This is a genomic window from Polynucleobacter paludilacus, assembly GCF_018687595.1.
GTDB classification, from domain to species: Bacteria; Pseudomonadota; Gammaproteobacteria; order Burkholderiales; family Burkholderiaceae; genus Polynucleobacter; species Polynucleobacter paludilacus.
Genome location: NZ_CP061298.1, coordinates 1601308 through 1620544, shown reverse-complemented (window position 1 = coordinate 1620544; position 19237 = coordinate 1601308). Strand labels below are relative to the sequence as shown.

20 protein-coding genes are annotated in these 19237 nt (G+C 47.5%); 13 read left to right on the top strand and 7 right to left on the bottom strand.

The window, feature by feature from the left end; translation table 11 throughout:
* Nucleotides 1–61: 61 nt before the first annotated feature.
* From rodA to AOC06_RS08465, 5 genes are read right to left on the bottom strand one after another with little or no spacing between them, the layout of a single operon-like run.
* On the bottom strand, nt 62–1213 hold the full coding sequence (gene rodA, locus AOC06_RS08485) for a rod shape-determining protein RodA (RefSeq protein WP_215380201.1): 1152 nt from the start codon (nt 1211–1213) through the stop codon (nt 62–64).
* Nucleotides 1195–3102: a penicillin-binding protein 2 gene (gene mrdA, locus AOC06_RS08480; protein WP_215380198.1), complete on the bottom strand. Its 1908-nt coding sequence runs from the start codon at nt 3100–3102 to the stop codon at nt 1195–1197. Before mrdA ends, rodA begins: the two co-directional genes overlap by 19 nt.
* Nucleotides 3103–3110: 8 nt before the next feature.
* On the bottom strand, nt 3111–3635 hold the full coding sequence (mreD, locus tag AOC06_RS08475) for a rod shape-determining protein MreD (RefSeq protein WP_215380196.1): 525 nt from the start codon (nt 3633–3635) through the stop codon (nt 3111–3113).
* Complete coding sequence (mreC, locus tag AOC06_RS08470) at nt 3632–4570, bottom strand: rod shape-determining protein MreC (protein WP_215380194.1); 939 nt, start codon at nt 4568–4570, stop codon at nt 3632–3634. The genes mreD and mreC overlap by 4 nt, the downstream gene beginning before the upstream one ends.
* Nucleotides 4571–4594: 24 nt before the next feature.
* On the bottom strand, nt 4595–5638 hold the full coding sequence (locus AOC06_RS08465) for a rod shape-determining protein (RefSeq protein WP_215336541.1): 1044 nt from the start codon (nt 5636–5638) through the stop codon (nt 4595–4597).
* A 61-nt stretch (nt 5639–5699) separates the two neighbouring features.
* Between AOC06_RS08465 and gatC the strand changes: the two genes are divergently transcribed.
* The 12 genes from gatC to AOC06_RS08405 all read left to right on the top strand — a co-directional run bounded on the left by gatC (nt 5700) and on the right by AOC06_RS08405 (nt 16909).
* Complete coding sequence (gene gatC / locus AOC06_RS08460; RefSeq protein WP_215380193.1) at nt 5700–5993, top strand: Asp-tRNA(Asn)/Glu-tRNA(Gln) amidotransferase subunit GatC; 294 nt, start codon at nt 5700–5702, stop codon at nt 5991–5993.
* The gene (gene gatA, locus AOC06_RS08455; RefSeq protein WP_215380191.1) at nt 5990–7507 is read left to right on the top strand and encodes an Asp-tRNA(Asn)/Glu-tRNA(Gln) amidotransferase subunit GatA; all 1518 of its coding nucleotides are present in this window, start codon (nt 5990–5992) and stop codon (nt 7505–7507) included. Before gatC ends, gatA begins: the two co-directional genes overlap by 4 nt.
* Nucleotides 7507–8976, top strand: coding sequence for an Asp-tRNA(Asn)/Glu-tRNA(Gln) amidotransferase subunit GatB (gatB, locus tag AOC06_RS08450; RefSeq protein ID WP_215381910.1), 1470 nt, complete (start codon nt 7507–7509; stop codon nt 8974–8976). The genes gatA and gatB overlap by 1 nt, the downstream gene beginning before the upstream one ends.
* Nucleotides 8977–8999: 23 nt before the next feature.
* Nucleotides 9000–9674: a DUF484 family protein gene (locus tag AOC06_RS08445; protein WP_215380189.1), complete on the top strand. Its 675-nt coding sequence runs from the start codon at nt 9000–9002 to the stop codon at nt 9672–9674.
* On the top strand, nt 9655–10647 hold the full coding sequence (locus AOC06_RS08440) for a tyrosine recombinase XerC (RefSeq protein WP_215380187.1): 993 nt from the start codon (nt 9655–9657) through the stop codon (nt 10645–10647). The genes AOC06_RS08445 and AOC06_RS08440 overlap by 20 nt, the downstream gene beginning before the upstream one ends.
* Before the next feature lie 60 nt (nt 10648–10707).
* Nucleotides 10708–11766, top strand: a complete 1059-nt coding sequence (locus AOC06_RS08435) for a CobW family GTP-binding protein (RefSeq protein WP_371818424.1) — start codon at nt 10708–10710, stop codon at nt 11764–11766.
* 189 nt (nt 11767–11955) lie between these two features.
* Nucleotides 11956–12339, top strand: coding sequence for an RNA polymerase-binding protein DksA (gene dksA, locus AOC06_RS08430; RefSeq protein ID WP_371818451.1), 384 nt, complete (start codon nt 11956–11958; stop codon nt 12337–12339).
* A gap of 12 nt (nt 12340–12351) precedes the next feature.
* Nucleotides 12352–13254 carry an acetylglutamate kinase gene (gene argB / locus AOC06_RS08425; protein WP_215336529.1) on the top strand — a complete coding sequence of 301 codons (903 nt, stop codon included), beginning with the start codon at nt 12352–12354 and terminating at the stop codon, nt 13252–13254.
* A gap of 21 nt (nt 13255–13275) precedes the next feature.
* Entirely contained in the window at nt 13276–13914 is a 639-nt protein-coding gene (slmA, locus tag AOC06_RS08420; protein WP_215380185.1) for a nucleoid occlusion factor SlmA, read from the top strand.
* Complete coding sequence (metX, locus tag AOC06_RS08415; RefSeq protein ID WP_215380182.1) at nt 13911–15050, top strand: homoserine O-succinyltransferase MetX; 1140 nt, start codon at nt 13911–13913, stop codon at nt 15048–15050. The genes slmA and metX overlap by 4 nt, the downstream gene beginning before the upstream one ends.
* Nucleotides 15047–15628 (top strand): methionine biosynthesis protein MetW, encoded by a 582-nt coding sequence (gene metW / locus AOC06_RS08410; protein ID WP_215380179.1) that lies wholly within the window; start codon nt 15047–15049, stop codon nt 15626–15628. Before metX ends, metW begins: the two co-directional genes overlap by 4 nt.
* Nucleotides 15629–15643: 15 nt before the next feature.
* Entirely contained in the window at nt 15644–16909 is a 1266-nt protein-coding gene (locus tag AOC06_RS08405) for an AmpG family muropeptide MFS transporter (protein WP_215380176.1), read from the top strand.
* Here AOC06_RS08405 and AOC06_RS08400 read toward each other — a convergent pair.
* Nucleotides 16906–17688, bottom strand: coding sequence for an exodeoxyribonuclease III (locus tag AOC06_RS08400; protein WP_215352109.1), 783 nt, complete (start codon nt 17686–17688; stop codon nt 16906–16908). The two genes, AOC06_RS08405 and AOC06_RS08400, sit on opposite strands and share 4 nt — an antisense overlap.
* Before the next feature lie 8 nt (nt 17689–17696).
* On the opposite strand from AOC06_RS08400, the gene pyrE reads away from it, so the two are divergent.
* On the top strand, nt 17697–18365 hold the full coding sequence (gene pyrE, locus AOC06_RS08395) for an orotate phosphoribosyltransferase (protein ID WP_215380174.1): 669 nt from the start codon (nt 17697–17699) through the stop codon (nt 18363–18365).
* Nucleotides 18366–18368: 3 nt separating this feature from the next.
* Here pyrE and dapF read toward each other — a convergent pair whose 3' ends face one another.
* Nucleotides 18369–19229: a diaminopimelate epimerase gene (dapF, locus tag AOC06_RS08390; RefSeq protein WP_215381907.1), complete on the bottom strand. Its 861-nt coding sequence runs from the start codon at nt 19227–19229 to the stop codon at nt 18369–18371.
* Between the last annotated feature and the right edge of the window lie 8 nt (nt 19230–19237).

Sequence of the window (19237 nt, the reverse complement as noted above, 5' to 3'; positions counted from 1 at the left end):
ACTTATGTGAAAAAAGCCCGGTTCTCCGGGCTTTTTTATTATCTACTGACCCTGTTAGAGCTTAGCTCTGGACTAAGCGGCGATGTCGATGAATGCTCATCAGGATGCCCGCCCCAAATCCAAGCGTTACTAAGGCTGTACCGCCATAGCTAATAAAGGGAAGTGGTACACCAACTACTGGCAATAAACCGCTGACCATGCCAATGTTGACAAAGGCATAGGTAAAGAAAATCATTGTTACTGAGGCCCCCAATAATCGAGTGAATAGATTGGGCGCCCCCGCAGAAATTGCCAACCCTCTTTTAATGAGGGCAAAGAAAAGAGCCAACAGGATTAAGTTACCGACTAAACCAAATTCTTCAGAGAAGACGGCAAATACAAAGTCAGTATGTTTCTCGGGAATAAATTCCAGATGAGCCTGGGTGCCCTGAAACCAACCTTTGCCAAGGAGCCCTCCGGAGCCAATCGCAATCATCGATTGAATCGTATGAAATCCTTTGCCCAGGGGGTCGCTGCTAGGATCAAGCAAAGTACAAATGCGATGTTTTTGATAGTCATGTACAAATGGCCATGTAATATCTGGAGCGCAAATCGTATTGCCGAAAATGACGATCAAGACAATTCCAAAAAAGCCTACACCTATAAATGGCAGAATCCATTTCCAAGGGAGTCCTGCCAAAATAATCACATACATTCCAGCAGCAAAAACTAAGAGCGCGGTGCCTAGGTCGGGTTGACGGGCAATCAAAAAAACAGGGATCGCTAAGATCACTCCGGCAATCCCATAATCCCAACCCTTTTGAATACCCTCTCTTTTTTGAAAGTACCAAGCGAGCATCAGTGGCATTGCAATTTTCATAATTTCTGAGGGCTGAATGACTACGCCAATATTGAGCCAGCGCCTTGCACCCTTTTTAATTAAGCCAAAGGCAGCTACTGCGACTAAGAGCGCAACTCCTAGGCCATATATCCAAACTGCTGCTAGTTCTAGCCATTTTGGTGGAATGCGTGAAACGATCCACATCACTACAAATGAGAGTGCAAGATTTCGCAATTCATCTTCAATGCTGACAGGCGTTCCTTGGCTAGCCGAGAGGAATGTACAAAAACCCATGACTGCCAGACAAAGCAATATCAAGCCTAGACGTTGATCTAGCCCTGAAGAAAATCTTAATAAGAGGGACCGAATTTTTTTTAAGGGGCTCTTTTCCATTCGGGAATCTCTTTAGGCCATTTGCCGTCTATGTAGTAATCCAGTGCTTTGCGTGCAATCGGTGCGGCATATTGTGCGCCAAAGCCAGCATTTTCTACCACCATTGCAATCACGATAGTGGGCTTATCAGCTGGGGCAAAAGCAATAAACAAAGCATGATCTCTCAAGAATTCAGCGGTAGCGCCATGTTTATATTCTTTCGAATTTAAGCTAAACACCTGTGCTGTACCCGTTTTGCCGCCAGCTACATAGTCTGCCCCCTGAAAGGCTGCTGCAGAGGTGCCTGAGCGATTTACTTCAATCATGGCATTTTTAATCACTGCAATATTTTCTGGATTGAGATCAATGCGGTAGCTCTCCTTTGGCGTTGTGAGCTCGCGACGACGAGTAAAGGGATCTTCAATCGCCTTTACAAGGTGAGGTTTCATAACCACCCCATTATTGGCCATATTGGCCATCGCATGGGCTAATTGCAAAATCGTGAAGGCGTTGTATCCCTGACCAATGCCTAAAGAAATCGTTTCACCTTCGTACCATTTTTGTTGCTCAGGTTTTTTGAAGGTATTTTTTTTCCAATCCGTAGACGGTAAAACACCTTTCGCTTCACCCTCTAAATCAATTCCAGTGATTTGGCCAAAGCCAAAAGGTTTCATAAACTTCGCAATCATATCTACGCCCATATCGCGCGCAAGCATGTAGTAGTAAGTGTCGCAAGATTCAACAATCGACTTTTGCATGTCTACTGTACCGTGACCACCCTTTTTATCATCGCGAAAGGTATGGTTACCAAAATCAAAATAGCCTGGATCAAAAATGGTTTGTGAAGGGGTGCGTTTTTTATTCTCCAGGGCTGCTAAAGCCATGAAGGGCTTGTAAGTCGATCCGGGCGGATAAATTCCTTTTAAGGGGCGGTTATAGAGGGGTTTGGATGGAGAGTCATTGAGCTCTTTCCAAGTGACTGCATCAATACCTTCAACAAAGTCATTCGGGTTGAAGTTGGGCTTTGAAACAAAGGCTAAGATATCTCCAGTTTGGGGTTCAATCGCTACAAATGCACCACGAAAATTTCCATACAGCTGTTCAACCAAGTATTGCAACTTGATATCCACGGATAGGACAATATTTTTGCCCGGGATAGAGGGGGAGCTTGACAAGGTTCTTACTGGCCTACCACCAGCGGTAATTTCCACTTGATCGTAACCGGGAACCCCGCGCAAAACGCTTTCATATTTTTGTTCTAAGCCAATCTTCCCAACATATTGAATGCCGGGCAAGAAAGAGGTCTGTAGTGCATCAGGATCATCTGCTTTTGCATCACCGATCTCTGCTTGCATCCGCTCCTTATCTTTTTGCGAGACGCGCCCAATGTATCCAATTAAATGTGAGGCTAATTCGTTGTAGGGGTACTCACGAAAACTGCGGGCCCGAATATCTACTCCAGGAAAGCGATAGCGGTTTGCCATGAAGCGAGCCGTTTCAGTTTCATTGAGCATCGATCGCAAGGGAAAGGTACCCATATTGCGAGAGTCTTCAAGCGAGCGTTTAAAGTTACGACGATCGCGCGGAGAAATTTGTATGACTTCCGATAGCTGATTAATCAAGTCATCAATATTGCCTTTAACTTCTTCGGCATTAACCTCAAGCGTTAGTGCAGAGTAGTTTCGGCCAATCACAATTCCTGAGCGATCAATCAGAAGACCGCGATTAGCTGGGGCGGGTACCAATGCAATGCGATTATTTTCAGCAAGCAGCGAGTATCTACCGTGTTGAATTAGCTGCAGCCAGACTAGCCGAACACCCAGCAATGCAAAACAAACTGTAACGAACAAAGTCGCAATGTGAATGCGCTTTTGAAATGAATCGAGATTGGGTTTTTTGAAAGAAACCATGCAGCTTCTTAAAGTGGCCGAGTGTGATCTATGTCTATCGGTCTGCGCTGAGGTGCGAGCAGAATACGTGTTGCGAGCGGCCACAGCAGGGTCTCAATAAAGGCTTGAATTGCACCAGTAAGTGCCCACCAAATGATTTCTCCGCTCAAGATCCAATGCATGATCAAAGGAAATAACGCTACTAGTAAAAAGATCGGCAAGAGATGGAGCGCTTGAGATGCCACACTCAGGGCTACGATCCGCTTTTGCCAAGCAATTGCGATATACGCGACTAGTGCATAACTAAAGGCATGTAAGCCCAGCAAATCCGAGTTGTGGACATCCATGAGAAGGCCGAAAATAAATGCCCAAGTCACGCCGATGTAGCGGTGTTGATGAATATTCCAAAAAATAATGCATACGATTAGCCAGTCTGGCACCCATCCATAGTTGCCAATCGGAAGTAGGTTGAGTAACAGGGCACAAAACAAACTAAAGTAAATAAATACCGGATTAACCGGCCGCAGAATGTATCCGCTTTCAAGATCGATCATGGCATCCCCCTGGAGCGGGTTTGGCGACGCCCTGGTGCGGTGTTCGTCGTTGCTGCATTTCCACCAAACTTACTATTGAGATTGGGCGCCTTAGCATCCCACTGAGGGTCGTAAAGGAAGGCTAGTGCCTGACGGTAGCGATTAACAGCAGCTATGGGCACACAAAATACATTCGATGAGTTCTTCTCGGTATTGCGCTCGATACGGCTAATGACAGCAACGGCAAAGCCGGGAGGATATACCCCATCGATACCAGAAGTAATCAAGATGTCACCCACTTCTAAATCGCTGGCAACAGGGAGGTAACGAAGTTCTAGTGGATTGCCGCGACCAGCACCAAAAACAGCAGCGCGTAAGCCATTGCGAGCCACTTGGACTGGCACCGCAAAGTCGCGGTCCTCTAGGAGCGAAACTTCAGCTGAGTGATCATATAAACGCACTACTTGACCCAGTATGCCGGCATCATTTGCAATTGGATTGCCGAGCTTCAATTCATCGTCACTTCCACGATTAATTACTACGCGTTGAGAAATTGGATTGGGTGGATTAAAGAGAATTTCTACGGGAAGTGTTTTGAACGCAAGCTGCTTTTGTAAATCCATGAGCTGGCGAAGATTTTGATTCTCAATCAATAAAAACTCAGATTGATTTGCCAGCAACGCAAGTTCAGCTTGACGTGCTTTGAAAACTTGATTTTCTTGCTCTAGCGTACCGCGCGTAGTGAAGTAATCGGTGCTGGCTTGATACACATTGCGGGGCGTGAGCATGATGTACTCGAGGGGACGCAAAACCCAATTCACTTTATTGCGAATCGGATCCAGTGTCTTGAATCGATAGTCAATCAGCATCAGTGCAATGCTGATTGAAAGACAGACGATCAATTTGACTAAGGCCGGAATGCCTTGTCTAAAAAGAGGTGGAGCGCTATATTGCAATGCCCTGATCGATGTGAGAAGTGTTTACTCTTGCGAGAATACTCCGCCTAGCTTGTCCATGCGCTCTAGAGCAATACCAGAGCCACGCGCTACGCAGGTCAAAGGATCTTCCGCAACATGAATGGGCAGCCCTGTCTCTTCAAGCAACAGGCGATCAAGATCGCGCAATAGTGCACCACCACCTGTCAACATCATGCCGCGTTCGGCAATGTCCGATGCCAACTCAGGAGGTGTTTGCTCGAGCGCTGCTTTAACTGCGGTCACAATTTGATTGAGTGGATCGGTCAATGCTTCCAGGATTTCATTGCTGGTAACAGTAAAGCTGCGAGGAATACCTTCTGAAAGATTCCGACCCTTGACTTCCATCTCACGCACTTCAGTGCCAGGGAATGCAGAGCCAACCGTCTTTTTAATCAGCTCAGCAGTTTGCTCGCCGATCAACATGCCGTAGTTACGACGAATGTAGTTGGTAATGGCTTCATCAAACTTGTCACCACCAACACGAACCGAGCCTTTGTAAACCATGCCACCCAAAGACATCACACCGACTTCAGTGGTACCGCCGCCAATATCCACCACCATTGAACCTGCCGCTTCCGAAACTGGCAAGCCCGCACCAATCGCTGCAGCCATAGGTTCTTCAATTAAGAAGACTTGTGAGGCGCCGGCGCCGAGAGCCGATTCGCGAATAGCACGGCGCTCAACTTGAGTAGATCCACAAGGAACGCAAATAATGATGCGAGGACTAGGTTTGAGAAGCTTGCTCTCATGAACCATTTTGATAAATTGCTTGAGCATTTGCTCGGTGATCGTGAAATCGGCGATCACGCCATCTTTCATTGGGCGAATGGCCTCAATATTGCCGGGAACGCGGCCCAGCATGGCCTTAGCCTCTTTTCCTACTGCCAAAATGGTCTTTTTGCCATTTGGGCCACCCTCTTGGCGGATTGCCACAACGGAGGGCTCATCCAGCACAATACCCCGCTCACGCATATAAATTAAGGTGTTGGCGGTACCCAGGTCGATGGCTAGGTCATTGGCAAAGTAGTTACGGAAAAAACCAAACATGATGTAGTGGGAAAATAAGAAGTGTTAATAAATATATATAGGAATGATACTCTAGCGCCTCATGAAACTTGACGATGTTCAGCGCATTGCGCACTTATCTAGACTGGAATTAAATCCTACAGAAGCTGAGGGAATTTTGCCCCAGCTACAAGCTGTTTTTTCTCTAGTGGAGGAGATGCAGGCCGTAGATACTGCGGGGCTAGAGCCTTTGGCGCACCCTATCCTCTTTTTGCGTGAGTTAGCCCAGGCTTTGAGGGTGGATCGGGTCACCGAATCCGACCATCGTGCGGAAAATATGCTTTCTGCGCCAGCGCAACAAGACGGCTATTTCTTAGTTCCCAAGGTGATTGAATGAGTTGGCATAAAACCCCGATCACCCTGATGGCAAAGGCTCTGGAAGCCAAAGAGGTTTCTAGTGCCGAGCTAACGCAGTACTTTTTAAGTCGCATTTCAGCGGGTAAGGCATTCAACGCTTATTTAGACGTGAATCCCGAGCTTAGCCTTGCGCAAGCTGCCCAGGCCGACTCCTTAAGGGCCGCAGGTAAGGCCAGTAAATTAACGGGTATTCCTATTGCCCACAAAGATGTCTTTGTAACGAGGGGCTGGAAGTCCACTGCAGCCTCAAAAATGCTGGAAAACTACCAAAGTCCGTTTGATGCCACTGTGGTTGCTAATCTGGGCATTCCAGACCAGGCCAATGGTCATGGGGCTGGAATGGTTTGCCTGGGCAAGACCAATATGGATGAGTTCGCCATGGGCTCATCCAATGAAAACTCCGCTTACGGCCCAGTTTTGAACCCCTGGAATACAGAATGTGTGGCGGGAGGCTCATCAGGCGGTTCGGCTGCAGCTGTAGCCGCTGGTCTGGCGCCGATTGCGACCGGTACCGATACTGGTGGATCCATTCGTCAGCCTGCAGCTTTTTGTGGATTGACCGGCATTAAACCAAGTTATGGGCGTGTATCCCGTTACGGGATGATTGCTTACGCCTCTTCCCTCGATCAAGCTGGGCCAATGGGAAAAAGTGCCGAAGACTGCGCATTATTGCTTTCAGCGATGTCGTCGCACGATCCGCGCGACTCGACTTCTTTGGCAGATTCTGGCGAGGATTACAGCCGTTATCTCCAGCAGGATTGGCGCGCAGGAAATGCAAACCCTGCAAAACCCTTAGAAGGTTTGCGGATTGGCATGCCGGCAGAATTTTTTGCAGCAGGGCTATCCGAAGAGGTCGCCAAGTCTGTCCAGGCGGCAGCAAAATTATTAGAAAGTTTGGGCGCCCAGATAATCGAAGTCAGCCTGCCAAAGACCAAGTTGTCTATCCCGGTCTATTACGTTTTGGCGCCTGCGGAAGCTTCAAGCAACCTAAGCCGCTTTGATGGTGTGCGTTATGGCTATCGCGCCAGTGAGTATCGCGATCTCAATGACATGTATAAAAAATCTCGCACTGAAGGTTTTGGTGCTGAGGTTAAGCGCCGTATTTTGATTGGTGCCTATGTGTTGTCTCATGGTTATTACGATGCTTATTATTTACAGGCTCAAAAAATTCGGCGGATTATTGCCGCTGATTTCCAAACCGCATTTCAGAGTTGCGATGTGATTCTGGGTCCAGTCGCGCCGGATGTTGCTTGGCGTCTAGGCGCAAAGTCAAAAGACCCCTTGCAGATGTATTTAGAAGATATCTATACCTTGTCGGCAAATCTAGCGGGACTCCCAGCAATGAGCGCTCCTTGCGGATTTAATTCACAGAATTTACCAATTGGCATGCAGTTGATTGGTAATTATTTTTCTGAAGCTCGCTTATTGCAAGTTGCTCACCACTACCAGCAAGCCAGTGATTGGCATTTGCGTCAAGCAAGCGAGGTGGCATGATGCAATGGGAAGTTGTTATCGGGCTAGAGACCCACACGCAGTTACAAACCCAATCCAAAATTTTTAGTGGCGCGAGCACACGCTTTGGTGCTGGACCAAACACACAAGCCTGTCCAGTTGATTTGGCCTTGCCTGGTGTCTTGCCGGTACTGAACCGCGCTGCTGTCGAGCATGCCATTCGATTTGGCTTATCAATTGGAGCCAAGATTGCGCCGGCTAGTATTTTTGCCCGCAAGAATTATTTCTATCCTGACTTACCGAAAGGCTACCAAATTAGTCAGTATGAAATTCCGGTAGTCTTGGGCGGTCACTTAGAAATCTTAGTTGGCGATGAAGTCAAAGTAATTGAATTGACCCGCGCTCATCTTGAAGAAGACGCAGGCAAGTCTGTGCATGAGGAGGGCTTTATTGGCCCCCATGGCGAAGCTTCTAGCGGCATCGATCTGAATCGTGCTGGTACTCCTTTATTGGAAATCGTCACTGAGCCAGTGATGCGCAGTGCTGCAGAAGCGGTTGCGTATGCTAAAACTTTGCATGGTTTGGTGGTGTGGCTAGGAGTATGTGACGGCAATATGCAAGAAGGTTCTTTCCGTTGTGACGCCAACGTTTCAGTTCGACCAGTGGGACAAAAAGAATTTGGTACACGCTGTGAGATTAAAAATCTCAACTCCTTCCGTTTTTTAGAAGAAGCTATTCAGTATGAGATTCGGCGTCAAATCGAGTTGATTGAAGATGGCGGCACGGTGGTGCAAGAGACGCGTCTCTATGATCCTGATCGCGGTGAGACTCGCAGCATGCGCAGCAAAGAAGATGCCAATGATTATCGCTACTTTCCTGACCCCGATTTATTGCCAGTCATCATTGATGATGCTTGGATTGCAGCAGTCCGTGAAACGATGCCAGCATTGCCTGCTCAGCTACGCCAGCAATGGCAAAGCGAGTTCGGCTTGAGTGCTTACGATGCGCAGCTACTCACACAAGATCGCGACACAGCTAACTTATTTGAAGCCTTACTAGCAATTGTTGGCAAGCCATTAGCTAAGGCCGCTGCCAATTTAATTGCTGGTGAATTTGCTTCTTCACTCAATCGCGCTGGCATCTCTGCCGCCGCTTCACCGCTGCAGGCGACTCACCTTGCTCCCTTATTACAACGGGTTGCTGATGGCACCATCTCTAACAAGATTGCTAAAGATATATTTGCAATCCTTTGGGAGGAAGCGCTCTCTGGAAAACCCGTTAGCTCAGTTGATCAAATTATTGAAGCTAAAGGCTTAAAACAAATTAGCGATAGCGGTGCCTTAGAGGCAATCATTGATGCGGTATTGGCAGCCAATCAAAAATCGGTTGAAGAGTTCCGCTCTGGAAAAGAAAAGGCTTTTAATGCTTTGGTCGGACAAATCATGAAAGTCTCCCAAGGTAAAGCGAATCCAGGCCAAGTCAATGAGCTGTTACGTAAGAAGTTAAGCTAAAGAGAAAACAGAGAGATAGATAGATGAGCGTAATTGATAGCAAACAAGCCGAGCAAGAAGAATTAGTAGCAGAGTGGTTACGAGCAACCCCTGGTTTCTTTGAGCGCTACGCCAATCTATTAAATGAGATTCGCCTCAAGCATCCGCACGAAGATCGCGCGATTTCTTTACAAGAGCGGCAGATGACTCTGCTGCGCACACAAAACCAAGAATTGAATCGTCGCTTAAGTGAGATGCTTTATTTTGGTAGCCGTAATGACAAAACCCAGCAGGCACTCGTTGCTTGGTTGTTGCAATTGATGCGTGCTAATACTAAGGCTGAGGTCGAGAGTGCAGTAACGATTGGATTGGCAGAAGTCTTTGAGGTCGACAGCGCCCAACTGCTCTCACCCCATTCTGCATTCGGTCCTTGGATCGACACGCCCTTGTGCGGATCTGCAAAAGAATTGGCAGCGGCAAGCGTAGATTTGTTGGCAACGCAAACAGCAATTGATCCAGCATGGCAAAGTATGGTTGCCATTGGCCTACCAATTGCGAAACACGCGTCAACTCCTCACTCTCCAGCTGTCCTGCTGTTGGCTAGCAAGGATGAAACCCGTTTTACGGCAGATATGGGCGCCTTCTATTTAAAGCAGATTGCAGAACTCACTGCTGCAGCTTTGGACCGTGTTAAAGCATATGAAGACAGCGGCAGCTGAAACTCAGCCGCTTCATCCGCTGATGCAAGAGTATTTGCATGAGCTACATGTATTACGTCAACTTTCACCACATACGCTAAAGGCGTATGGCCAAGATCTTTCTACTCTGCAAAATTTTGCTGTTGAGGATGCTGTTGAATTACTGAAAGTCAGCAATGCGCATATTCGACGCTGGGCGGGTAAGTTACATGCCAAAGGCAAATCATCCAGAACTATTGCTAGGGCGCTTTCTGCATGGCGAGGATGGTTCGACTGGATAACTGAGAAGGATGCGCGTTCAGCAAAGCACAGTTTGCTTGTCAATCCTGTAGACGATGTCAAAGCCCCCAAGCGATTGAAGTCATTACCCAAAGCGCTCTCCGTTGAGCAGGCTTTGGCTTTGGTTAATCAGGCAGTGCGTGAGGCTCAAGAGAAAAACGATTTGGAAACCGTTCGTGATGCAGCGCTAATCGATCTTCTGTATTCATCGGGATTGCGTCTTTCAGAGTTGTTGGGGATTGATGTATTGCAGAGCAAGGATCGCCAACAGGAGTCGGCTGGCTGGCTGGACTGGAATGCTGCTGAGGTGACAGTATTAGGAAAGGGTGGTAAGCGACGCTCTGTCCCGGTGGGCGTCCCTGCCATGAGCTCCTTGAAGGCCTGGAGAGATCTGCGTGATGCATCACCTCATGCCACTCAATCAATCGCCTTGTTTATCTCAGCTAATGGGGTTCGCCTATCACCTAGAACAGTTCAATCACGCCTGAAAAGCCTGGCGATGAGGGCGGGGCTTCCAACCCATGTGCATCCTCATATGATGCGGCACAGCTTCGCTAGTCACGTTTTGCAATCATCCCAAGATTTAAGGGCGGTGCAGGAGATGTTGGGTCATGCCAGTATCGCCAGTACCCAAATTTATACCTCTTTGGATTTCCAGCATTTAGCTCAGGCCTATGACAAAGCCCACCCACGTGCAAAAGTAGGCAAAGGCTAAGCAACTCGGTAATATATGAGTTTCCCTTTGTGGGAAATCTGAATTTTGAATGGACCTGTGATGGCATTAATTCCTGTAACAATCCTGACCGGCTTTTTAGGCAGCGGTAAAACTACTCTCCTCAAACATATTTTGACCGAGCAACACGGCAAGAAAATTGCCGTGATTGAAAACGAATTTGGTGAGGAAAATATCGATAACGATATTTTGGTTCAAGATCATCAAGAAAATATTGTGCAAATGAGCAATGGCTGCATTTGCTGCACAATCCGCGGGGACTTAGTTGAGGCCCTCAATGCGCTCTGGCAAGAGCGTAAAGACAAAAAAATCAGCTTTGATCGGGTCGTCATTGAAACTACGGGGGTTGCCAACCCAGGACCTGTAGCCCAGACCTTCTTTATGGATGATGATGTTGCGGATCACTATGTCTTAGACGCAGTGGTGACGCTGGTGGATGCCAAGCATGGCCAACAACAGCTTTCTGAGCATGAAGAGGCTCAGCGACAGGTAGGCTTTGCCGATCAAATCTTCATCACCAAAACGGATCTGGTTAGCCAGGCTGAAGTGGAGGCTCTGAAGAATCGCTTAATGCATATGAATCCCCGTGCACCAATTCAGGGGATTGCCAAAGGGATTGTTCCTTTAAATGCGGTGCTGGACCTCAAAGGCTTCAATCTCAATGCCAAATTAGACATTGATCCTCATTTTCTGGAGCAAGAAGATCATGATCACAGTACTTGTGGGCATGACCACAGTCATGATCATGAGCACCATCATCATGACCACGACCATGCACACGATCATCATGGGCACGCAGGACACACAGATCGCATCCAGTCTTTCGTATTTCGTAGTGATAAACCCTTTGATCATCAAAAGCTAGAAGACTTCCTGGGCGGCATTTTGGAGGTATTTGGTGAGAAGATGCTGCGCTATAAGGGGGTCTTATATGTCAAGGGGAGCCCCCGCAAGGTGGTTTTTCAGGGGGTTCATCAGATGATGGGCAGCGATTTAGCCGGCCCTTGGGGCTCTGAGCCTAAACAAACCCGCATGGTCTTCATTGGGATTGATCTGCCGAAGGACACATTGCTGGCTGGCCTAGAAGGCTGCTTGGTCTGAGCCGGATTCCGATACAATCCACCGCCACAGTAAATATTGATAAAAGGTCGCAAAACTTTGGCAGAATGAGGCAATAATGCTTCAAACCCAGGAAAGAATGAAATGACGGTAAAAACAGCAACAAAACCTGCAGCAGCTAAAACAGCCAGCAAAGCAGTTAAAGGTGCCCCACTCACTGAGGACACTTTAATGAAGATGTCCGAGAAGGAGTACATGAATGCCGCTCAATTGGATTTTTTCCGTCAAAAGCTTTTAACCCTCAAAGACGATATCTTGAAGAATGCTTCGGAGACTACCGAGCATCTTCGTGAAAACATTTTGGTTCCTGATCCAGCTGATCGGGCAACGATTGAAGAAGAGCATGCGCTTGAATTGCGGACCCGTGATCGCGAACGCAAACTCTTGAAAAAAGTTGAGCAAGCCCTGGCCCGTATTGAGTCAGGAGACTACGGCTGGTGTGAAGAGACTGGCGAACCTATTGGCCTATCGCGCTTAATCGCGAGACCTACCGCGAACTTATCGCTTGAGGCGCAAGAGCGTCGCGAGCTGCGTCAAAAACTATTTGGCGAATAAATCGCTTTTCTGATGACCAATTCCTTGCCTACGCTCGCCGATATTCCGCCAATTTTGAAGGCGGAGATTCTGGCCGAAGCATTGCCATACATTCGCCAATATCACGGCAAGACTATTGTGATTAAGTACGGCGGCAATGCGATGGTTGAAGAGCGCCTGAAAGAAAGTTTTGCACGTGATGTGATTTTGCTCAAACTCGTTGGCATGAACCCGGTAGTGGTTCATGGAGGCGGACCACAGATTGATGAAGCACTCAAAAAGATTGGCAAAGTTGGCACCTTTATTCAAGGTATGCGCGTCACCGATGAAGAAACCATGGAAGTGGTTGAGTGGGTTCTAGGTGGTGAAGTGCAACAAGATATCGTGATGTTGATTAATCATTTTGGCGGTCAAGCAGTTGGCTTAACTGGAAAAGATGGTGGCTTAATTCATGCTAGAAAACTATTAGTACCTGATGAAAATAAGCGCGGTGAGAATATTGATATTGGCTTTGTAGGTGAGATTGAAGCCATTAATCCTGCGGTAGTGAAGGCCCTCCAAGACGATGCTTTTATTCCAGTCATTTCCCCAATTGGATTTAGCGAAGAGGGTCAAGCCTACAACATTAATGCAGATTTGGTGGCTGGCAAGATGGCTGAAATTTTGCATGCCGAGAAATTAGTGATGATGACCAATATTCCTGGCGTACTCGATAAGAATGGCAAGCTCTTGACGGATTTAACAGCCCGCGAGATTGATGAATTATTTGCAGACGGAACGATTTCTGGGGGCATGTTGCCTAAGATTTCCTCTGCGCTAGATGCAGCTAAAAGTGGTGTGAATTCAGTTCATATTATTGATGGCAGAATTGAACACTCCCTATTGCTAGAAATTTTGACTGAGCAAGCTTTCGGAACGATGATTCGTTCTCGATAGACATTGAATAAGCGATAAGAGATGCCAGATTCTTTGAATCCAGCGAGCAATATGGATGCTGATAAGACGCGCAAACGTCCGCGTCCTGGCGAGCGTCGCTTACAAATATTGCAGGTTCTGGCTGAGATGTTGCAAAACCCCAAAGGTGAGCGAGTCACTACTGCAGCTTTGGCGGCGAAGATTCAAGTTTCAGAGGCTGCACTCTATCGTCATTTCGCCAGCAAGGCGCAAATGTTTGAAGGCTTAATTGCTTTTATTGAGCAAACTGTCTTTGGGCTGATTAATCAAATTAACCAAAAAGAAGAGTCTGGCCTTGCTCAGGCTCGCGGCATTTTGCAAATGCTTTTATTCTTTGCTGAAAAAAATCCTGGTATGACACGTGTGCTTTTAGGAGATGCTTTATTGCAAGAGGATGATCGTTTGCAAGAACGCATTACCCAAGTGCTTGATCGTGTAGAGGCCTCCTTGAAGCAAGCCTTGCGAATTGCCCAGACTCAGGGCGGGGCTTGGTCTCAGGTGAGTCAGGACGAGGTAAGCATTCGGGCGGCGATGTTGATGAGCTTTGTTTTAGGGCGCTGGCATCGATTTGCACGAAGTGGTTTCAAAAAACTACCAACCGATGCATCTGACATCAGTCTGCGCATTCTTCTGTCCGAATGAGCGAGTTACATCTCTCTAGAAATACTATCCATTTTGCCGAGCCCTTGCCTTTGCAGAGTGGCGCCATATTGGCGGGTTACGATTTAGTTATTGAAACTTACGGTCGACTCAATCCCGGTAAAAGTAATGCTGTATTAGTCTGTCATGCCTTAAATGCATCGCATCATGTTGCAGGGCCAAATCCTGATGACCCTCAAGATATTGGCTGGTGGGACAACATGATTGGTCCAGGTAAGCCAATAGATACAGATCATTTTTTTGTCATTGGCGTAAATAATTTGGGCTCTTGTTTTGGTTCAACTGGACCAATGAGTACTAATCCTGCAACAGGCAAACCTTATGGCGCTGATTTTCCAGTCATTACGGTAGAAGACTGGGTAAACACTCAGGCTAGACTTGCCGATAAATTAGGTATTCGTAAATTTGCAGCAGTGATGGGCGGAAGTTTAGGCGGTATGCAAGCGATGGCCTGGGCCATTCAATTTCCGAAGCGTATCGATCATTGCATCGTCATTGCTTCAACACCTAAACTGAGTGCACAAAATATTGCATTTAATGAAGTAGCACGAAATGCGATTTTGTCAGATCCTGATTTTCATGGTGGCAATTACTACGTGCACAATGTCATCCCCAAGTCTGGTCTGAAGCTTGCGCGTATGGTTGGTCACATCACCTATTTGTCTGATGACGATATGGCAGAGAAGTTTGGCCGAGAGCTGCAACGTCCCGACGGAGAATCAAACGATTACCGCTTTAGTTTTGATGTGGAATTTGAAGTAGAGAGTTATTTACGCCACCAAGGTGAGAAGTTCTCTAAATACTTTGACGCAAATACGTATTTGCTGATTACACGCGCTTTAGATTATTTCGATCCAGCCCGCCGCTATGAGGGCAGCCTACAGCGTGCCTTAGCTGAGGTACAGGCGAAGTTTTTAGTAGTGAGTTTTACAACGGATTGGCGTTTTCCACCGAATCGCAGCCGAGAGATTGTTCAGGCTCTGCTTGGTAATAAGAGTGAAGTCAGTTACGCGGAAATCGATGCGCCGCATGGTCATGATGCCTTCTTGCTAGATGATCCTCGTTATCACCATTTAATTCGGGCGTATTTTGATCAAATGCATGAGGCACGCAGATGATACGGAATGACTTTCAAGCGATTGCGAAGTGGATAGCCCCTAATAGTCAGGTACTTGACTTGGGTTGTGGCGACGGTAGCTTTTTGAAGTATCTACAAGAGCAAAAACCAGTACATGCCTATGGTGTGGAGATAGATGATTCAAGAGTCCTCTCATGCGTGCATAAAGGGTTGAATGTCATTCAGCAAAATCTTGAGGGTGGCTTAGCCTTATTTGAGAACGATAGTTTTGATACCGTTGTACTCTCACAAACGCTGCAAACCATTCATCAAACTGAGAAGATTTTGCGTGAAGTAGTCAGGGTGGGCAAGGAGTCAATTATTTCCTTTCCGAATTTTGGACACTGGTCACATCGCCTAGCTGTAGGTTTGGGGCGCATGCCGGTATCGAAGAGTCTGCCTTACCAGTGGTACAACACCCCCAATGTCCGAGTGCTGACAGTAGCGGACTTTGAGAAGCTGGCATCCAATCTCGGTTTGAAAGTGATTGATCAATGCATCTTGCATGAAGGGCGGGAGGTCACGCTACTTCCTAATCTCTTCGGTAGCCTCGCGCTGTTTCGGATTTCTCGCGCTTAACCATTTCAGAATCTGTTGAGTAATAGCCAGACAGCCTCTAGTGCACCCAGCAATACCAGAGCATTCATTGCCTGTGCTTTTCTGGGCTTTGCCAGCGGCTTACCTTTATTCATTCTCTATAACTTGCTCTCAGCTTGGCTTAAGTCAGAGGGCGTCGATCTCAAAGCCATTGGCTTATTTGCCCTAGTTGGTTTTCCATACACTTGGAAATTTTTGTGGTCGCCTTTTTTAGATCGCTTCCCCTTGCCATTTCTCGGAAGGCGACGGGGTTGGATGTTGGTCACCCAAATTATTACGATGCTCGCAGTCATGGGAATGGGTTTCTTCAATCCCGTTTCTGAGATCTGGATCGTCGTAGGCTTGGCAGCAGTAGTGGCTTTCTTTTCGGCTAGTCAAGATATTGTGGTCGATGCCTATCGTCGTGAGTGGTTAAGCGATGAGCAATTGGGGTCGGGTACTGCGCTCTTTGTAAATGCCTACAAGTTATCTACCCTAGTGCCGGGATCGCTATCGTTAATTCTTTCTGATTACTTGCCTTGGTCTACCGTCTTCATGATTACCGGCGCATTCATCGCAATCGGGCCAATCGTCACGCTAATGCTTCCTGAGCCCAGCTTGCGCGGCACACCACCACACACTTTGCGTGAGGCAGTACTAGAGCCCTTCAAAGAATTTATTTCTCGCAAAGGCTGGGGTTTTGCTCTGACTATTCTGGCGTTTATTTTTTTATATAAGCTCGGCGATTCGATGGCAACCGCACTAGCAACTCCCTTCTATATGGACTTGGGATTTACGAGAACCCAAATTGGCTTGGTGGCAAAGAACGCAGGCCTATGGGCCAGCTTAGCAGGTGGGTTTTTAGGTGCGTACTGGTTACAAAAAATGACGATTGCCCGCGGTTTATGGATCTTTGGGGTTTTGCAGGCCATGGCTATTCTGGGTTTTGCGATCTTGGCGAAGGTAGGTCTAAGCCCATGGGTTTTGGCTTGGGTGATTGGGTTTGAGGCATTTGCTGTGGGGCTTGGAACTGCTGCGTTTACCTCATTCATTGCACAGGTTACTGACCCTCGCTACACCGCCACCCAATTTGCGTTGTTTACAAGCCTGGCTGCAGTACCTCGCACCTTCATCAATGCCATCACGGGCTATATTGTTGAGGCCCTAGGCTGGTTTGATTTCTTTGTATTGTGTTTTGCTCTAGCCATTCCAGGAATGCTTTTATTAATGAAGATTGCTCCATGGAATGACACTACGGAAGTCCATCCCTCATACGAGCCCTAGATCGACCAATCGTAATCAACAATGAGGGGCGCATGATCTGAGAAACGTTCTGCCTTATAAATCGACGTTTTCAGAGCGCTGCTGGCAATTTCAGGCGTAGCAATTTGATAGTCAATCCGCCACCCAACATTCTTCGCATAGGCCTGCCCACGCTGGCTCCACCAGGTATAGCACTCTTCACTAGCACTTGGTTCAAGCTGACGATAGACATCCACATAGCCCACTTGATCAAATAAATTGGTGAGCCAGGCGCGCTCCTCAGGCAAGAAACCTGAGTTCTTGAGATTGCCCTTCCAGTTTTTAAGATCGATTTCTTGATGGGCAATATTGACGTCGCCACAGAGCACAATTTCACGACCAGACTTTTTCAGCTTAACGAGGTGGGGCAAAAAAGCCTCAAGATAGCGAAACTTGGCTACCTGCCTATCCTCTGAGCTTGAGCCAGAGGGCATATATACCGAGATGATCGACAGTTTTTTAAAGCGGGCTTCGACATAGCGACCTTCAGCATCAAACTCAGGATTACCAAAGCCATAAAGAACATCATCAGGTTGGTGGGGGGTATAAATACCGCAGCCACTGTAACCCTTTTTTTCAGCATGGTGGAAGAAGCCGTTTAGTCCCCCGGGATTGAGAATGTCTTCTTCGAGATCGTCTCGTTGGGCTTTGAGTTCTTGCATGCAGACAAAGTCTGCCTTTTGAGCAAGCATCCATGGCAGAAAGCCTTTTTTGCTTGCGGAACGAATACCGTTGAGGTTAGCGGAAATGATGCGTAACATGGAGGCCTATGAGCTCAGAAAATTCTAATCAAGATAACTTTATTCGTTTTGCCTTAGAGGCAAAGGTTTTGTCCTTTGGCGAGTTTAAAACTAAAGCGGGACGTCTATCCCCTTATTTTTTTAATGCGGGTGGCTTCAATGATGGAAAGCGCTTAAGCAGCCTGGGTCATTACTATGCTCAAGCCCTCAGCAACTCTCAAATTCAGTTTGATATGTTGTATGGCCCAGCTTATAAAGGGATCACCTTGGCTGCAGCTACTGCGATTGCACTGGCTGATCAAGGACGCAATGTGCCTTACGCATACAACCGTAAAGAAGCCAAAGATCATGGCGAGGGCGGATCACTAGTGGGCGCACCAGTTCAGGGCAGGGTTGTGATTGTGGATGACGTGATTTCAGCAGGAACTTCTGTTCGTGAGTCTGTTGACTTGATTCGCGCTGCTGGTGCCGAGCCAGTGGCAGTATTAATTGCCCTGGATCGAATGGAAAAATCAGGCACTGCTACTGAAATTGGAAAGCAGTCTGCGGTGCAGGCTGTTGAGCAAGAGTTTGGTTTGCCAGTAATTGCCATTGCGAACTTGGCAGACTTGATGAGTTTCTTAGCTGCTTCCAGTAATACCGAGCTCGCTAACTATCTGCCTGCTGTTAAAGCCTATCGCGATCAGTACGGCGTGTAGGGCTTAACTAAGCTCTAGTTCGCCTTCAAAGACAGTGGTGGCAGGTCCAGTCATCATGACGGACTGAGCCACGCCATCGACGATTCCCTTCCAGGAAATTTCGAGATCACCGCCACGGGTGTGAACCTTCACTGGCGAATCTAAAAGGGCGCGGCGAATTCCGGATACCACCGCAGCACATGCACCAGTGCCACAGGCTAGCGTTTCGCCTGCGCCACGTTCAAAGACCCGTAATTTGATTTCATGGCGATTGAGAATCTGCATATAGCCTGCATTCACCCGCTTTGGGAATGCGGGATGCATTTCGATCGAGGGGCCTTCAATACGAACTGGAGCACTGTCGACATCCAGTACAGCCTGAACCGCATGGGGATTGCCCATCGATAAAACAGCAACCCAATCATCGTGAGCGCCGGGATTTTTCCCAATGGGTAGTGCGTAGAGCGTTTCATGAAACTCTTGCTTACTAGCAATGCCTTCAGGATTAAATGGAACTAAGGCAGGCTCAAAAATAGGGGCGCCCATATCTACCTCGACATCCCCATTGTCGAGAGCCCTAAGACTAATGACAGTATGAGCCACCTCTACTTGCAGCGGATTTTTTTTCGAGAGACCCTGCTCGTGAACATAGCGGACAAAACAGCGCGAGCCATTGCCGCATTGTTCCACTTCGCCACCATCTGAATTGAAGATGCGATAACGAAAATCCGCATCAGGGCGAGTGGGTTTTTCGATTAATAAGATTTGGTCTGCGCCAATTCCGAATTGACGATTTGATAATGAACGCCATTGATCAGATGTGATCTTGCTCAGGTCTTGGTCGATGCCATTCACGACAATGAAATCATTACCAGCACCATGCATTTTGGTGA

Excerpts from the sequence above, each read along its gene's own strand:
- dapF (WP_215381907.1), bottom strand. The coding sequence starts at position 19,229 with ATGCATGGTGCTGGTAATGATTTCATTGTCGTGAATGGCATCGACCAA.
- gatB (WP_215381910.1), top strand. The coding sequence starts at position 7,507 with ATGCAATGGGAAGTTGTTATCGGGCTAGAGACCCACACGCAGTTACAA.
- gatC (WP_215380193.1), top strand. The coding sequence starts at position 5,700 with ATGAAACTTGACGATGTTCAGCGCATTGCGCACTTATCTAGACTGGAA.
- mreD (WP_215380196.1), bottom strand. The coding sequence starts at position 3,635 with ATGATCGATCTTGAAAGCGGATACATTCTGCGGCCGGTTAATCCGGTA.
- pyrE (WP_215380174.1), top strand. The coding sequence starts at position 17,697 with ATGAGCTCAGAAAATTCTAATCAAGATAACTTTATTCGTTTTGCCTTA.
- argB (WP_215336529.1), top strand. The coding sequence starts at position 12,352 with ATGACCAATTCCTTGCCTACGCTCGCCGATATTCCGCCAATTTTGAAG.
- AOC06_RS08445 (WP_215380189.1), top strand. The coding sequence starts at position 9,000 with ATGAGCGTAATTGATAGCAAACAAGCCGAGCAAGAAGAATTAGTAGCA.
- dksA (WP_371818451.1), top strand. The coding sequence starts at position 11,956 with ATGAAGATGTCCGAGAAGGAGTACATGAATGCCGCTCAATTGGATTTT.
- AOC06_RS08465 (WP_215336541.1), bottom strand. The coding sequence starts at position 5,638 with ATGTTTGGTTTTTTCCGTAACTACTTTGCCAATGACCTAGCCATCGAC.
- AOC06_RS08435 (WP_371818424.1), top strand. The coding sequence starts at position 10,708 with ATGGCATTAATTCCTGTAACAATCCTGACCGGCTTTTTAGGCAGCGGT.
- slmA (WP_215380185.1), top strand. The coding sequence starts at position 13,276 with ATGCCAGATTCTTTGAATCCAGCGAGCAATATGGATGCTGATAAGACG.
- gatA (WP_215380191.1), top strand. The coding sequence starts at position 5,990 with ATGAGTTGGCATAAAACCCCGATCACCCTGATGGCAAAGGCTCTGGAA.
- AOC06_RS08400 (WP_215352109.1), bottom strand. The coding sequence starts at position 17,688 with ATGTTACGCATCATTTCCGCTAACCTCAACGGTATTCGTTCCGCAAGC.
- metX (WP_215380182.1), top strand. The coding sequence starts at position 13,911 with ATGAGCGAGTTACATCTCTCTAGAAATACTATCCATTTTGCCGAGCCC.
- metW (WP_215380179.1), top strand. The coding sequence starts at position 15,047 with ATGATACGGAATGACTTTCAAGCGATTGCGAAGTGGATAGCCCCTAAT.
- AOC06_RS08440 (WP_215380187.1), top strand. The coding sequence starts at position 9,655 with ATGAAGACAGCGGCAGCTGAAACTCAGCCGCTTCATCCGCTGATGCAA.
- mrdA (WP_215380198.1), bottom strand. The coding sequence starts at position 3,102 with ATGGTTTCTTTCAAAAAACCCAATCTCGATTCATTTCAAAAGCGCATT.
- rodA (WP_215380201.1), bottom strand. The coding sequence starts at position 1,213 with ATGGAAAAGAGCCCCTTAAAAAAAATTCGGTCCCTCTTATTAAGATTT.